The sequence below is a fragment of the Veillonella parvula genome (assembly GCF_032575955.1).
GTDB lineage: Bacteria > Bacillota > Negativicutes > Veillonellales > Veillonellaceae > Veillonella > Veillonella parvula_J.
In genome coordinates this window covers 137,954-152,524 of sequence record NZ_JAWFXN010000003.1, presented here as the reverse complement: position 1 = coordinate 152,524, position 14,571 = coordinate 137,954, and the positions used below count along the sequence as shown (strand labels likewise).

Sequence of the window (14,571 nt, the reverse complement as noted above, 5' to 3'; positions counted from 1 at the left end):
GGGCCTATGAAACGAATAGCAGTAATCTTTGCGGGTGGCGTAGGTGCTCGTATGAAAAATAGCAAGACGCCAAAACAATTTTTAGAATGGAACGGTAGACCAATTTTGATTCAAACCTTAGATGTGTTTGAACAAACGGAGACAATTGATGGGATTGTTCTTGCCTGCAAAGCAGAATGGATTGATCATACAAAACAGCTCATCAAAAAGGCGGGGCTACAAAAGGTATTATCCATTGTGCCTGGTGGTGAAAGCGCTCTAGAATCCCAATATAATGGACTCGTAGAGGCTAAGCGTTTATTTCCTGATGATGCGGTGACTGTATTGATTCATGATGGGGTTCGTCCACTTGTAGATAATTCTACTATAGAGAGAAACATAGAATCTGTTGAATCAAAGGGGTCTGCCATTACTGTTACTCCAGCTATAGAAACGGTTATGGTTACCCAAAATGGTTCTATTAAGCATATTTTAAATCGTAATGAATGTCTCATGGCTAAAGCTCCTCAGAGTTTTAGATTAGATGATATTATATCAGTTCATAATCGTGCAAAAGATGAGGGCATTCATGACTTTATTGATTCCGCATCGATGATGATGCACTATGGATATACTCTATATCCTGTATTAGGGGAAACTGAAAATATAAAGATTACAACTCCATCTGATTATTATATGTTCACAGGGATTATTAAAAATCGTGAGCTAGGAGGATTAAAAGATGAGTAATTCCGTTATTCAACGTGAGTTAACGGCTTTAGTACATGAAAAAAATTACTTTCATTTCCTCCGTCATCAACGCATTCTTATAACAGGTGCAACGGGGCTTATTGGATCGATGTTTATAAAATTACTTATACTTGCCAATGAGACTCATGACCTGGATTTAAAAGTGATTGGTCATGTACGAAGTCATGAAAAGGCAAAAACTATTTTTGGTGAGTATTTAGATAATAAGTCGTTATCTCTAGTGGATAGTTCATTAGAATCTATTGATGTGCCATGTGATTATATTTTGCATGGAGCCGCACCAACACAATCTAAGTTTTTTGTAGAACATCCAGTAGAAACTATCCGTACCTCTATTTATGGCACGGAGGCCATGCTCGAGTTAGGCCGTCGAAAAAAGGTAAAGAAAGTAGTTTATTTATCTAGTATGGAACAATATGGTGTACCTTATGAGTCTGGTCAAGTTATGACTGAAGACCGATTAGGGTATCTTGATCACCTAAATGTTCGTAGTTCCTATTCTGAAAGTAAGAGACTATGTGAATGTTATTGCAAGTCCTATGTTGTGGAATATGGCGTGCCTGCTGTAATAGCTAGACTAGCTCAAACCTTTGGACCTGGTGTTCCGGTATCAGATAACCGTGTATTCATGCAGTTTACCAAGAGTGCTCTTAAACATGAAAATATTGTTCTTCACACAAAAGGCGATTCTATGTCGAACTATTGCTACATTACCGATGCATTAGCTGGTATTTTAGCCCTTATGAAGGCGGGCGAAGCTGGCGAAGCCTATAATGTATGTCATGATGAAGAGACTCGTTCTATTGCAAGCATTGCTCAATTAGTGGCCATTCATGTGAGCAATAATAAGAGTAAAGTTGTTTTTGATATTCCAGAAGATGTACAAGGGTTCGGCTATGCACCGACAGTACACATGTTCTTAAGTTCTAAGAAGTTAAAGTCTTTAGGTTGGAAACCTAAGGTATCAATGGCACAAGCCTATGTAAGACTGGCAGAATATATCCAAGAGGAAGGCTTATGAAAAAGGAAATAATAATTGTCACCATCTCCCTTGGTAACGATGGGGCTGAACGAATCTTAACAGAGTTGGCTCGTCAGTGGGTACATGATGGTCATCATATTACAGTTATCCAAACAAGCCCTAATCGATATGGTAATGAATATGCGTTAGAGGAAGGTATTGAACAAATCGAAATTCATACTACAAGCTCTAATAAAGTCATTCGCTTTATGCAAGAAATAAAAGAACTAATCAAAATCTTAAAGACTAGGCCAAATGCGACATGCTTATCTTTTTTGTCTGCATCGAGTTTTATCTTAGCGATTAGCTCTTGGTTTATAAAAAATCGCATTGTTTTTTCTGAACGCAATAATCCACGCAAAGTTCCTATTGGTTGGCATCAGCAAGCGTTGCGCAACTTTGCCTTTAGATTTGCAGATGCACTAGTATTCCAAACGGAAGATGCTCGTTCTTATTTCCCAAAATCTGTGCAAAATCGTGGTGTTATTATCCCCAATCCTATTAATGGTAAATTGCCACCACCAATAGAGGGGGAACGAGAAAAGACAATTGTTACAGCTTGTCGTTTGCATCCGCAAAAGAATTTGCCTATGATGATTAATGCTTTCAGTATGTTGGCAGACGAGTTTCCAGCGTATAAACTCGTTATTTATGGACAAGGTGTATTAGAGGATGAACTACGAGCTCAAATTAAGTCTCTTAATTTAGAGAATCGCATTTTATTGCCTGGCTTTGCTAGTAATATTTTAGAAAAGGTAGCCCCTTGTTCTATGTTTGTATCATCCTCTGATTTTGAAGGTATTTCAAATTCCATGCTAGAAGCATTGGGTATGGGCTTACCTGTAGTAGTCACAGATTGTCCTGTAGGCGGTGCTCGCATGGTAATTAAAAGTGGAGAGAATGGCATTCTCGTACCTGTAGGTGATACGCAGGCTATGTATGAAGCCATGCGCAGTGTATTAAAGGACCCTGCACTAGCGGCTAAACTTTCACAGAATGCCATCAAAGTACGCGATGAATTTCCATTATGGAAAATCGCAAAACGTTGGTTAGAAGTTTTATGAGTTGTAAGGAGGAGAACCATTGAAGTTAAATATTACGGCTCTTGCTGATCGCATGATATGGTTCATAACTCTAATCTTTTTAGTGTTGTCGTTGACCATTTCCTTTGCCCTTGGCGAAGCGAACTATGGTGCGTATGTATTATTTGTATGCTTATTTGGCCTCATCATTTTTTATCTTATACGAGAACAGGGTGTTATAAAACTGCGGTTTAATTGGATGCATGCTTATATGTTAATTTTTATTGGTGCTTGTTATCTAAGTGCGATTAATGCCACAGATGTTTCCGTAGCTATGAGCCGAAGTTTTGATATGGTCAAGATATTCTTTATGCTCATCATTTTATACATGTGTTATCAAGATAAGAAATCGGTGGATACATTATTAAAGATTGGCATGTGGACAGGCTATATAGTTTGTTTCTATACTGTTTATTTCTACGGTTTAGATTATTTTATTACTGTTTTATCATCCTCAGCACGTATTGCTAATGATGCATTGAATGCGAATACGGTAGGGCTATTGGGGGCCAATGCTATTGTTATGACCTTGTATTATATGCTATACGACCGTCCTCGTTGGTGGCATATTATTGCATTACCAACACTTGGTATTTTAGCGGCTACAGGTAGTCGTAAGGCCTTAGTTTTTGTCGGTGTTGGTACAGTATTACTCTTTATTTTTAAAAGTTTTCGTAGTGCTAATGCGGTCAATTCTATTGTAAAAATTATTGGTTCCTTATTAGGTCTTACCATTATAGGTATTGCGGTATTGCAATTGCCGATGTTCTCTGAAGTATTAGACCGAATGTCTAACATGGTAGAAGCCTTTACAGGCACAGGGGGGGACTCATCCACTATTATTCGGTTAGCTTTGGTAGATATTGGATGGGACTTATTTTATCAATCTCCCATAACTGGTGTAGGCATCAATAATCCATCTGTATATACTTTTTTCGTATATGGCAAAGATAATTATTACTTGCATAACAATTATATTGAGTTATTAGCTGGCACGGGTGTCATTGGTTTACTAGCCTATTATTCAATGTATCTCTATGTAGCTTATAATTTAATTCGCTATCGTGATATCCATAGTAATGAATATATAATGGTACTTATTCTATTTCTTTCACAGATTGTTATGGATATGGGGATGGTTTCTTATGAAAGTAAAAGTACTTATTTTTATATGATGTTGTTTTATTTAGAGGTGCAACTGCTTCGGAAAGGACGAAAACATGAAGTTTAGAAAATTGTGTAATGTTGGCATGTCCTTTCTAACAAAACCTTACTATCGTACGAGGGTATTAATTAAATCGGGTTATTATGACTCTTTGTCTGATGAAGACTTTTTGAAGAAGGTATTTCCTAAGTATATGGGATACCCTTTAGATCTAGAAAATCCAAAAACTTTCAGCGAAAAGTTACAATGGCTTAAGGTTAATTTTAGAGACCCAATACAAACAGTGATGGTTGATAAACATGAAGCTAAACATCTTATTGCTCAACGTGTAGGTAATCAGTATATAATACCTACGATTTCCGTATGGAACTCTGTAGATGATATTGACCTTGATAGGTTGCCTAATCAATTCGTTTTGAAATGTACACATGATAGTGGAGGCATCGTTATTTGTAAAGATAAATCAACACTTGATTGGGAAGCAGCAAAAGCTAAATTAAGAACATTCTTAAAACGGGATTATTCACGTATTGCTAGAGAGTGGCCTTATAAGAATGTTCCTCGACGTATTATCGGAGAGGAATATTTGTCGGAGTTAGGTAGCAATGACATATTAGATTATAAGATGTATTGCTTTCATGGTGAACCAAAGTTAACAGTAGTATGTTCTAATCGTTTTTCTAAAACAGGAACGCGTATGAACTTCTATGATATCGATTGGAATCCTATGGGAATTCATTTTGGACATTATCCACCGTTACCTACAGAGTTTCCAAAGCCAGACACATATGGTGAAATGCAACAGGTTGCGATGGAGCTTAGCAAAGGGTGTCCATTTTTGCGTGTTGATTTTTATGAAATTAAAGGGCATCTATTTATTGGAGAATTAACATTTTTTCCTGGTGCTGGATTTGAAAGATTTCGTCCTATGTCAAAGGATTATGAATTAGGAGAGTGGTTACATCTTGAGAATGTACATCGGGGCTGATTTAGTTCCTACGGATATTAATAAAACATTATTTGAAAACGGTAATGGAGAAGCTTTTGTAGGAAAAGAGCTTTATGAAATTTTGAAGCAATCGGATTTAAATGTTTTCAATTTAGAGGTTCCTCTTACTGATATAGAGACACCCATCGTAAAATTTGGTAATAATTTAATTGCGCCTACAAAAACAATTAATGGATATAAGGCGTTAGAGCCGTTATTTTTAACACTGGCTAATAACCACTCTTTAGATCAAGGGGTAGAAGGGTTGACGACAACATTAAATTTGTTGAAGCAGCATAAGATTGCTCATGCTGGAGCTGGAGCTAATTTGAAAGAGGCTAAGAAGCCATTTATCTTTGAAAAAGATGATATACGTATTGGATTCTATCTTTGTACAGAGAACGAGTTTACTATGGCTACTTGTCATACAATGGGGGCTAATCCTTTTGATGTGCTAGAAAGCTTTGACGAAGTGAAAGTTTTAAAGGCACAATGCGACTACGTCATCGTTCTATATCACGGCGGCAAGGAATTCTATCGCTATCCATCTCCTATGCTACAGAGATATTGCCGTAAATTTGTCGATAGTGGAGCGAATCTCGTTATCTGTCAACATAATCATTGTGTAGGGTCTCGCGAAGATTACCAGGGGGGCACTATCATTTATGGACAAGGCAACTTTATCTTTAATTCCGATTTTTTTGTAAACCATCAAGAGTTTATTAAAGATTCAATACTAGTTACTGTAGACGTAACTAAGGATGATTTTGTGGTGTCTGAATTGCCTATTCGTAGAACCGATAATGGTACACGATTAGCCACAGAAGTTGAAGCTACAGAAACATTAGAGGCTTATAGAAAACGTAGTGAAGAAATTAAAGACCCTCACTTTGTGACTCAAGCTTATAAGGTCTTTGCTGATACACATGTAAAACGTTATTTGCGTGAGTTTTTAGGTAGATCATTTATTGTACGCGCTATTAATGCTTTATTGGGCCGAAAATTGGTAGAACTTATTTTGGGCAAAACGAGTTATTTAGCAATACAAAATTATTTGGAATGTGAAGCTCATCATGAACTATTCTTGAGAGGCATTAAGAATATCAATAAGAAATAATGGATACTAAAATCGTAGCTGCTGCTAAATGGTCTGTTATTACAGAGGTTTTGGCAAAGCTTATCACACCACTGACAAATATAATATTGGCTCATATGTTAGCACCGACTGCATTCGGCATATTGGCGACGATTATGATGGTTATATCTTTTGCGGAAATGCTTGCTGATGCGGGTTTTCAAAAATTTCTTGTTCAGCATGAGTTTGAAAGTGCCCAAGATAAGCAAGAGGCTACAGATGTGGCATTTATTGCCAACCTAGTGTTTTCTCTAGTTTTATGGAGCGCTATCATAATCGGTCGTGATGAATTGGCTGTATTAGTAGGTAATGATGGCTTAGGTATACCTTTAGCCGTGATGGGCGCTATGATTCCTTTATCTGCTTTTAGTAGTGTCCAAATGGCATTGTATCGAAGAGATTTTAATTTCAAGTTTCTTTTAAATATTAGGCTCATAACAATTCTTACACCTATATTGATATCTATACCAATGGCGTTTATGGGGTACGATTATTGGTCTTTAATTGCTGGTATGCTAGGGTCTCAGCTATTTACGGCGTTGGCATTATTAAAGAGTCGGAAGAATCAAATTCATCTGTTTTTTAGTAGCCGCGTCTTTATGAATATGTTTAACTATAGTGCATGGTCTTTAGCTGAAGCATTTTCTATATGGCTCACTGCTTGGGTGGATACATTCATTATTAGCCGTTTTTTAGATGCTTATTATTTGGGTATATATAAGATGCCAATGGCTATTGTTACGACTGTAATGGCTATGGCTACAGCATCTTTGGCTCCTGTATTATTCGCGGCTTTAAGTCGTGTGCAAAATAATCAACAGGCCTTTTCGAATACATTCTTTACATTCCAACGCTATATGGCTCTATTTTTGGTACCTCTAGGTGTAGGCTTATTTGTATTTCAAGACTTTGTTGTTCAGCTTTTACTAGGGCCACAATGGACGTTAGCGGGCATTGTATTAGGTTCCTGGGCATTGAGTTCGGCTATTATGACTGTAACAGCTAATTTGATTTCCGAAATATTTCGTGCAAAAGGGATGCCTAATCTATCATTTTGGACTCAAATATTACATCTAGTAGTTTTAATACCAGTTATTTATATTTGTATTCAATATGATTTCAGTACCTTTGTATATGCTCGATCGTTAGTAAGAATGGAAATGCTAGTGGCTTCTATGTTGCTACTGGCTTTATTTGTCAATATGAGTGCATTTCGCATAATATCTAATATCAGTGTATATCTCATTACAGCATCTATAGTTGGGTTAATTGCCTATAGTATTTTACATCTCTATGATGCAGTATGGTGGACCGTCGTCTGTATGCTTTTATGTGTTGTATTATATGTGGCTATTTTATACGTCATTCCATCTGAGCGCATAATTATTGCTTCTGGCTATAAAAAAGTCTTAAGTAAAGTAAAACGACATAATTAACAGAACTATGAAAGGAGTACATATGCTTTCAAAAAATGTAGATTTAAACAACACGGTAATCCTTGTAACGGGTGCCGCTGGATTTGTAGGGGCTAATCTAGTTATGTCCTTACTATCTGAAGCAGAAGGGACTCAAATTATTGGCATAGATTCTGTTAATGATTACTATGATGTAGCATTGAAAGAGTATCGATTGCAACAGATTGATGAACTTAGCAAAGATAATAAGAATATATGGATTTTTAAAAAAGGGAATATTGCAGATAAGTCCTTTGTTGATGAAATTTTTGCTATCTATAAACCACGAGTTGTAGTGAATCTAGCAGCTCAAGCAGGGGTTCGTTACTCTATCACTAACCCCGACGCCTATATCGAGTCTAATATTATTGGATTTTATAATATTCTAGAAGCTTGTCGTCATTCTTATGACGATGGTGAAAGAGGTGTAGAGCATTTAGTGTATGCATCATCTTCTTCTGTATATGGTGCAAATAAACAAATCCCATACTCTATAGATGATAAAGTAGATAATCCTGTATCTCTTTATGCAGCTACAAAAAAGTCAAATGAGTTATTGGCTTATTCGTATGCTAAATTATATAACATCCCTAGCACAGGGCTTCGTTTCTTCACTGTATACGGCCCTGCAGGTCGTCCAGATATGGCATACTTTGGTTTTACAAATACATTACGTAATGGTGGGACAATTAAAATTTTTAACTACGGCAATTGTAAGCGTGATTTCACCTATATCGATGATATCGTAGAAGGCGTTTCTAAGGTTATGTCTACTGCACCAGAGCGTCGCAATGGTGCGGATGGCTTGCCGGTTCCACCGTACGCTATTTATAATATCGGCAATAGCAACCCAGAAAATTTACTTGATTTTGTGCGCATTCTTTCAGAGGAATTGGTTTCTGCTGGCGTATTGTCAGAAGATTATAATTTTGAGGAGCATAAAGAATTAGTACCCATGCAACCAGGGGATGTGCCTGTTACATATGCTGATACAAGTGCGTTAGAAGCAGATTTTGGCTTTAAACCTAATACAACCTTACGAGAAGGGTTAAAGCGTTTTGCCATATGGTATAAAGATTTCTATATGATGGAGGGCAAATAAATGAAAATTGCAATTGCTGGTACAGGTTATGTAGGCCTTTCCAATGGTGTGTTATTAGCTCAACATAATGAAGTAGTAGCCCTCGATATCATCCCGGAAAAAGTAGATATGTTAAATCGCAAAGAGACACCTATTGTAGATGCTGAATTGCAAGAATATTTAGCTACTAAGGAGTTAAACTTCAAAGCTACACTTGACCCAGTAGAAGCTTTTAACAGTGCAGATTATGTTATCATTTCGACACCTACAAATTATGATCCTCAAAAAAACTTTTTCGATACATCTTCTGTTGAACAAGTCATTAAAACTGTGCTAGAGATTAATCCTGATGCAGTAATGATTATTAAATCAACTGTACCGGTAGGCTATACGGTACAAATGCGTAAAGAATTTAATACGGAGAATTTAATTTTCTCGCCAGAATTCTTGCGTGAAGGTAAAGCCTTATACGATAATTTACATCCATCCCGTATTGTTGTGGGCGAGGATTCTGACAGAGCACGTCGTTTTGGCCAATTACTAGCGGAAGGTGCTATTAAAGAAAATATTCCACAATTATATACTGATTCTACGGAAGCGGAAGCAATTAAATTGTTTGCTAATACGTATTTAGCATTACGTGTAGCGTATTTCAATGAGTTAGACTCCTATGCTGAAGTACGTGGCCTTAGCACAAGTCAAATCATCAAGGGGGTTTGTTTAGATCCTCGTATTGGAGATTTTTATAATAATCCTTCCTTTGGTTATGGTGGTTATTGCTTGCCAAAAGATACAAAGCAATTATTAGCTAACTATAATGATGTACCACAAAACTTAATTTCTGCCATTGTCGATGCGAATAGAACACGTAAAGATCATGTGGCAGATACTATTATTGCTAAAAATCCGAAAATTGTTGGTATCTATCGCTTGACCATGAAGATGAACTCTGATAATTTTAGAGCATCAGCCATTCAAGGTGTTATGAAACGTATTAAGGCGAAAGGGATTGCTGTGGTAGTATATGAACCTACACTAGATGCAGAAGATTTCTTTAATTCGCCAGTTATTCGTAATTTTGAAGACTTTAAGCGTGTCAGTGATGTTATTGTAGCTAATCGCTGGGATAGTAGCTTAGAAGGTGTAAAAGATAAAGTTTATACACGAGATATTTTTGATAGAGATTAATACAGCTATATGTATTGTGGCGTTTAGGAGAGTAGTATGAAACGTTGGATACTATATATTGTGTTATGTCTAATTGTGTTTTTTATATGGGATAATTCCTTGCAAAATGGAGGAACCTCTGATGGGTTTAGTCTTATTTTTGCAAAGTGGATTGCCCCTATAGCTAATAAATTAGGCTTTTACGGAAATATATGGGCCTTAAATAGGATTATTCGAAAATTAGCCCACCTTACAGAGTTCACAATCCTTGGTGGTGTTTTATATGTAGTTCTACGCCGCTATATTGAATATGGCACAGTAGTAAAAACAATAGGAGTGGGTATAGTAATAGCTAGTCTAGATGAATTTATACAATTATTTTCTCTAGGACGCAGCTCTCAACTGTCTGATGTACTGATTGATACAGTTGGTATAATCATCGGTATATCGGTAGTGAAATTAACTTATTATATTAGTCATGATAAAAGATAAAAGTACATTTAAAAATTAAATAATTATTAATATAATAATGTGTAAAATATGACTCATAATTGTAGAGATTATGGGTCATATTTTATGAAGAATAAATGAATATATAAAAATTGTATTAAATGAACATATAATAATTTATTTATTTTTATAGAAAAACCACTATACAAGCGACAGGTCCCTTGTTATAATCGTGAATATAAAATGAATTATAAACTTAAATGAGAAGAACATGAACTTTATAGAAGAGGTCGATTTTTGAAAAGAGAATCGAAAGTAGAAGGGAAAGATTATGAGTCGCGTGGTTGATTTACATGGTTGCATTTTGCCAGCTGTGTTAGGTCCACAAGGGCCTCAAACAATGGCAGAATCAGTAAAAATGATTAAGTCCTTGTCTGAACAAGGTATTACAGATATTTTTAGTACGCCTGATGTAACAGTATCTATGGAGCTGAACACATGGAATGCTATAAACTCTTTAGTTAATGAAGTAAAAGTTATGGTTAAGGAGCAACAAGTAGATATAACTATTCACAGTGGAGCTCGCGTAATGCTTTGTGATGAAATGGTTGCATATATAGCTTCTCATCGCAATCAATATACGTTGGGAGATAGCCATTTTATATTAGTTGCTCTTCCACAAAATAGCAAAGTGCATCATATTAATGCGTGGTTATTAAGTCTACTAGATATGGGGCTTGTACCTATTATTAGTGAAGTAGAAACTTATGGACAATTATTTACTAAACCTGAACAATTACTAGCATGGGTTGATAGAGGTATTTTGATTCAATGTAATATGGCATCTTTTGATCATGGTAACGCTAACTATGATAGGGCTATTGAATTATATCGAAATGGTTTAATTCATTTCTTTGGTACTGGTTACAGCGATGGCTATGATGTTGAGGCGTACCAAGGTTATGTGGAAGCAATTTCTGAATTAGACAATACGTATAAAAAAGATTTGTTGCCAAATATCCATCTTAATGAACGCGACCTCTTAGCTAATCGCACATTTTATCCTTCTGTCCCATCTAGTTGGGTGGGGAAAAAGGGTAATTTCTTAACTCGTCTATTTGGCTTTGCATTATAATTTATATAGGTTCTTTTATCCATGTCATATTGACATAGATAGAGGGACCTATTTTTACTTTATATTGTATTTAGGGTTGAAAACAACCACCATATATAGTATACTGAGAAGGCAGTAAAAATAGAGGGGTTTTCTAATAATTCTTTACATTTTTACATTTAAATTTATAAAAAGTGTGATTAGACATACTTTTTATACTTCTTAACATATATTTTGGCAGTAACAAGATGGGGAGGTTGCCAATATGTTGCAGGTCATTAAGCGTGATGGCACGAAGGTACCATTCGACAAAAACAAGATTGCTTTGGCTATTGAAAAAGCTGAACATAGTAGTACTGGGTTGTACGAAGAGGGCTTGGCACAGCGTATTGCAAATGAAATTGAGGAATATGCTACTAAGCTTCAAAAAGACATGACAATTTATGCTATTGAAGATCAAGTGTATTATAAGTTGATTGAGTATCATAATCCTGCAACGGCACGTGCCTATGAAGGTTACAAAGCTGTTCAAGCCTTTAAACGCCGTCAAAATACAACTGATGATGATGTAATTGGTTTATTAGATCGTAGTAATATCAGTGTTCTTGATGAAAATTCTAATAAGGATGCTGCTATTGTATCTACCCAACGGGATTTAATTGCTGGTGAAGTATCTAAGGATATTGCTCGTCGTAAATTGATTCCTACCGATATTTTGGAAGCCCATGATAGTGGAGCTATCCACTTCCATGATATGGATTATATTATTCAACCTATGTTTAACTGTTGCTTGATTAATTTGGAAGATATGCTTACAAATGGCACAGTAATCAATGGTAAGAAAATCGATACACCTAAGTCTTTCCAAGTTGCTTGTACTGTAACAACACAAATCATTGCACAAGTAGCATCTGGTCAATATGGTGGTCAAAGTATTAATGGTATTGACCGTATTTTGGCACCATTTGTACGTAAATCTTATGAAAAAATCCTCAATAATGTTATTGAAGAGCAAGTTGAGATTTACGGCATGGAGCCTAATATGGAAAAGGCTCGTGAAATAGCGTGGAAACGTACGCGTAAAGAGGTTAAAGATGGTATCCAAACTATTCAATACCAAATCAATACATTGATGACCACAAATGGTCAATCTCCATTTGTTACATTATTTATGTATTTCCAACCAGACTATGAATACGCGAAGGAAGCGGCTCTTATTACAGAAGAAATTTTGCGCCAACGTATTAAAGGTGTAAAAAACGAAGCCGATGTATATATTACACCAGCCTTTCCTAAGTTGATTTATGTTCTTGATGAGCATAATGTAACACCAGATAGTCCATACTATTACTTAACTGAATTGGCAGCACAATGTACGGCTAAGCGTATGTACCCTGATTATATTTCTGCGAAAAAAATGAAGGAAAACTACTCAGGTAATGTCTTTAGTCCTATGGGCTGTCGATCCTTCTTATCTCCTTGGAAGGATGAAAATGGTGAATACAAGTTTGATGGACGTTTTAACATTGGTGTAGTAAGCTTGAACTTACCTCAAATCGGCATTCTAGCCCGAGGTAGTGAAGAACGATATTTTGAAATTTTAGATAAACGACTTGAGTTAGCAGAAAAAGCTCTAATGCTTCGTTATGAATTACTTAAGGACGTAGTGAGCGATGTGTCGCCAATCCATTGGCAACACGGTGCCATTGCAAGACTTAAAAAAGGCGAGAAAATTGCTAAATTCTTGACTGGCGGCTATGCGACTATTTCCTTGGGATATATTGGTATTTATGAAGCAACTCGCTTAATTACCGGTGAATCGAATACGGGCGAGAAAGGTCGCGTTTTTGCGATGAAGATTATGGATCGTTTAAATGCAGCTGTTGATGAATGGCGAGTTAAACATAACATGGGGTTCGCATTATATGGTACACCTGCTGAAAGTTTAACCCATCGATTCTCTTCTTTGGATCGCGCTCGTTTTGGTATTATTGAGGATATTACGGATAAAGGTTATTATACTAATAGTTATCATGTAAGCGTACGAGAAGAGATTAATGTATTTGACAAGTTTTCTTTTGAATCTGAGTTTCAAAAGAAATCTACAGGTGGCTGTATTTCCTATGCGGAAATTCCTAATATGACTAATAATATTCCAGCTGTTTTGACGATGATTCAATATATTTATGATCATATTTCTTATGCTGAATTTAATACCAAGTCTGACTATTGTCACGAATGTGGCTTTGATGGAGAAATTAAGGTAAATGAACATAACGAGTGGGAATGCCCTCGTTGTCACAATACAAATCGCGATAAATTAACTGTTATCCGTCGTACTTGTGGATATCTTGGTGAAAACTTCTGGAATGAAGGGCGCACAAAGGAAATTAAAGATCGTGTAATGCACATTTAAGATTATTAGAGGTATAGTTTTAATAATTATTCTATATATTAAGATAAACTGTTATATAGATTAATATAATTATCATAGATATCTAATGATGTGGATATTTTAATAGATACGATTTTAATTCTAAATACGATAGTTCTGTAAATGGTAAAAGCTGTGCCTAAGGCACAGCTTTTACTGTATATATGAGAAATTGAAATATATCTATATAGTGTTAATCAAAGTTGATAGGCACTACTATGGAGGTTATGATGAGATATGGGCAAATAAGACAATATGATATTGCCAATGGAGAAGGGATTCGTACATCTATATTTGTAACAGGGTGTACACATTGTTGTTATAATTGTTTTAACGAAGAATACCAAGATTTTAATGCCGGTAAGGTGTGGACGCAAGCTGAGACAGATTTAGTAGTTTCCTATGTGAAGAATCCTACATGTTCAGGCTTAACATTATTAGGTGGGGAGCCATTTCAAAATGTACAAGGCTTATTACCGGTGGTGAGAGCTGTTCGTGCAGCGGAGCCAGAAAAGAAGATTTGGGCCTATTCAGGCTATGAAATAGATGATATCTTAGAAGATGAGTTACGAAGTGCCTTATTACAAGAAATTGACATTCTCGTAGATGGCCGCTTTGTAGATGAACTTAAGGACCCTGCATTGCGCTTCAGAGGTTCCTCAAATCAGCGCATCATTGATGTTAAAAAGACATTAGCGACTGGGGAAATTATATTAGCAATGGAGTAAAT

General features: G+C 36.1%; 13 protein-coding genes. All 13 read left to right on the top strand.

Annotation, left to right across the window (positions count from 1 at the left end):
- Window positions 1-6: 6 nt before the first annotated feature.
- The 13 genes from E7L28_RS04880 (at window position 7) to nrdG (ending at window position 14,569) form a co-directional block, all read left to right on the top strand.
- Entirely contained in the window at window positions 7-729 is a 723-nt protein-coding gene (locus E7L28_RS04880) for an IspD/TarI family cytidylyltransferase (RefSeq protein WP_060918974.1), read from the top strand.
- Window positions 722-1,771 carry an NAD-dependent epimerase/dehydratase family protein gene (locus tag E7L28_RS04875; RefSeq protein ID WP_316711481.1) on the top strand — a complete coding sequence of 350 codons (1,050 nt, stop codon included), beginning with the start codon at window positions 722-724 and terminating at the stop codon, window positions 1,769-1,771. Before E7L28_RS04880 ends, E7L28_RS04875 begins: the two co-directional genes overlap by 8 nt.
- Window positions 1,768-2,835, top strand: coding sequence for a glycosyltransferase (locus E7L28_RS04870; RefSeq protein ID WP_118091549.1), 1,068 nt, complete (start codon window positions 1,768-1,770; stop codon window positions 2,833-2,835). Before E7L28_RS04875 ends, E7L28_RS04870 begins: the two co-directional genes overlap by 4 nt.
- A gap of 19 nt (window positions 2,836-2,854) precedes the next feature.
- Window positions 2,855-4,084 (top strand): O-antigen ligase family protein, encoded by a 1,230-nt coding sequence (locus E7L28_RS04865; RefSeq protein ID WP_316711479.1) that lies wholly within the window; start codon window positions 2,855-2,857, stop codon window positions 4,082-4,084.
- Complete coding sequence (locus E7L28_RS04860) at window positions 4,074-5,006, top strand: ATP-grasp fold amidoligase family protein (RefSeq protein WP_316711478.1); 933 nt, start codon at window positions 4,074-4,076, stop codon at window positions 5,004-5,006. The genes E7L28_RS04865 and E7L28_RS04860 overlap by 11 nt, the downstream gene beginning before the upstream one ends.
- Entirely contained in the window at window positions 4,990-6,123 is a 1,134-nt protein-coding gene (locus tag E7L28_RS04855; RefSeq protein ID WP_270278911.1) for a CapA family protein, read from the top strand. The genes E7L28_RS04860 and E7L28_RS04855 overlap by 17 nt, the downstream gene beginning before the upstream one ends.
- A complete protein-coding gene (locus E7L28_RS04850; protein WP_316711477.1) occupies window positions 6,123-7,577 on the top strand; it encodes a lipopolysaccharide biosynthesis protein in 1,455 nt (484 codons plus the stop codon). Before E7L28_RS04855 ends, E7L28_RS04850 begins: the two co-directional genes overlap by 1 nt.
- A gap of 22 nt (window positions 7,578-7,599) precedes the next feature.
- A complete protein-coding gene (locus tag E7L28_RS04845) occupies window positions 7,600-8,697 on the top strand; it encodes an NAD-dependent epimerase/dehydratase family protein (RefSeq protein WP_024061192.1) in 1,098 nt (365 codons plus the stop codon).
- Entirely contained in the window at window positions 8,698-9,864 is a 1,167-nt protein-coding gene (locus E7L28_RS04840; RefSeq protein ID WP_004696963.1) for a nucleotide sugar dehydrogenase, read from the top strand.
- A gap of 36 nt (window positions 9,865-9,900) precedes the next feature.
- Window positions 9,901-10,335, top strand: a complete 435-nt coding sequence (locus E7L28_RS04835) for a VanZ family protein (RefSeq protein ID WP_004693407.1) — start codon at window positions 9,901-9,903, stop codon at window positions 10,333-10,335.
- A gap of 289 nt (window positions 10,336-10,624) precedes the next feature.
- On the top strand, window positions 10,625-11,428 hold the full coding sequence (locus E7L28_RS04830) for a tyrosine-protein phosphatase (protein WP_004693408.1): 804 nt from the start codon (window positions 10,625-10,627) through the stop codon (window positions 11,426-11,428).
- 244 nt (window positions 11,429-11,672) lie between these two features.
- On the top strand, window positions 11,673-13,823 hold the full coding sequence (gene nrdD, locus E7L28_RS04825; protein ID WP_004693410.1) for an anaerobic ribonucleoside-triphosphate reductase: 2,151 nt from the start codon (window positions 11,673-11,675) through the stop codon (window positions 13,821-13,823).
- Between the two features lie 248 nt (window positions 13,824-14,071).
- Complete coding sequence (gene nrdG / locus E7L28_RS04820; protein ID WP_118091477.1) at window positions 14,072-14,569, top strand: anaerobic ribonucleoside-triphosphate reductase activating protein; 498 nt, start codon at window positions 14,072-14,074, stop codon at window positions 14,567-14,569.
- Window positions 14,570-14,571 lie beyond the last annotated feature (2 nt).

Excerpts from the sequence above, each read along its gene's own strand:
- E7L28_RS04880 (WP_060918974.1), top strand. The coding sequence starts at position 7 with ATGAAACGAATAGCAGTAATCTTTGCGGGTGGCGTAGGTGCTCGTATG.
- E7L28_RS04875 (WP_316711481.1), top strand. The coding sequence starts at position 722 with ATGAGTAATTCCGTTATTCAACGTGAGTTAACGGCTTTAGTACATGAA.
- E7L28_RS04870 (WP_118091549.1), top strand. The coding sequence starts at position 1,768 with ATGAAAAAGGAAATAATAATTGTCACCATCTCCCTTGGTAACGATGGG.
- E7L28_RS04860 (WP_316711478.1), top strand. The coding sequence starts at position 4,074 with ATGAAGTTTAGAAAATTGTGTAATGTTGGCATGTCCTTTCTAACAAAA.
- E7L28_RS04855 (WP_270278911.1), top strand. The coding sequence starts at position 4,990 with ATGTACATCGGGGCTGATTTAGTTCCTACGGATATTAATAAAACATTA.
- E7L28_RS04850 (WP_316711477.1), top strand. The coding sequence starts at position 6,123 with ATGGATACTAAAATCGTAGCTGCTGCTAAATGGTCTGTTATTACAGAG.
- E7L28_RS04845 (WP_024061192.1), top strand. The coding sequence starts at position 7,600 with ATGCTTTCAAAAAATGTAGATTTAAACAACACGGTAATCCTTGTAACG.
- E7L28_RS04840 (WP_004696963.1), top strand. The coding sequence starts at position 8,698 with ATGAAAATTGCAATTGCTGGTACAGGTTATGTAGGCCTTTCCAATGGT.
- E7L28_RS04835 (WP_004693407.1), top strand. The coding sequence starts at position 9,901 with ATGAAACGTTGGATACTATATATTGTGTTATGTCTAATTGTGTTTTTT.
- E7L28_RS04830 (WP_004693408.1), top strand. The coding sequence starts at position 10,625 with ATGAGTCGCGTGGTTGATTTACATGGTTGCATTTTGCCAGCTGTGTTA.
- nrdD (WP_004693410.1), top strand. The coding sequence starts at position 11,673 with ATGTTGCAGGTCATTAAGCGTGATGGCACGAAGGTACCATTCGACAAA.
- nrdG (WP_118091477.1), top strand. The coding sequence starts at position 14,072 with ATGAGATATGGGCAAATAAGACAATATGATATTGCCAATGGAGAAGGG.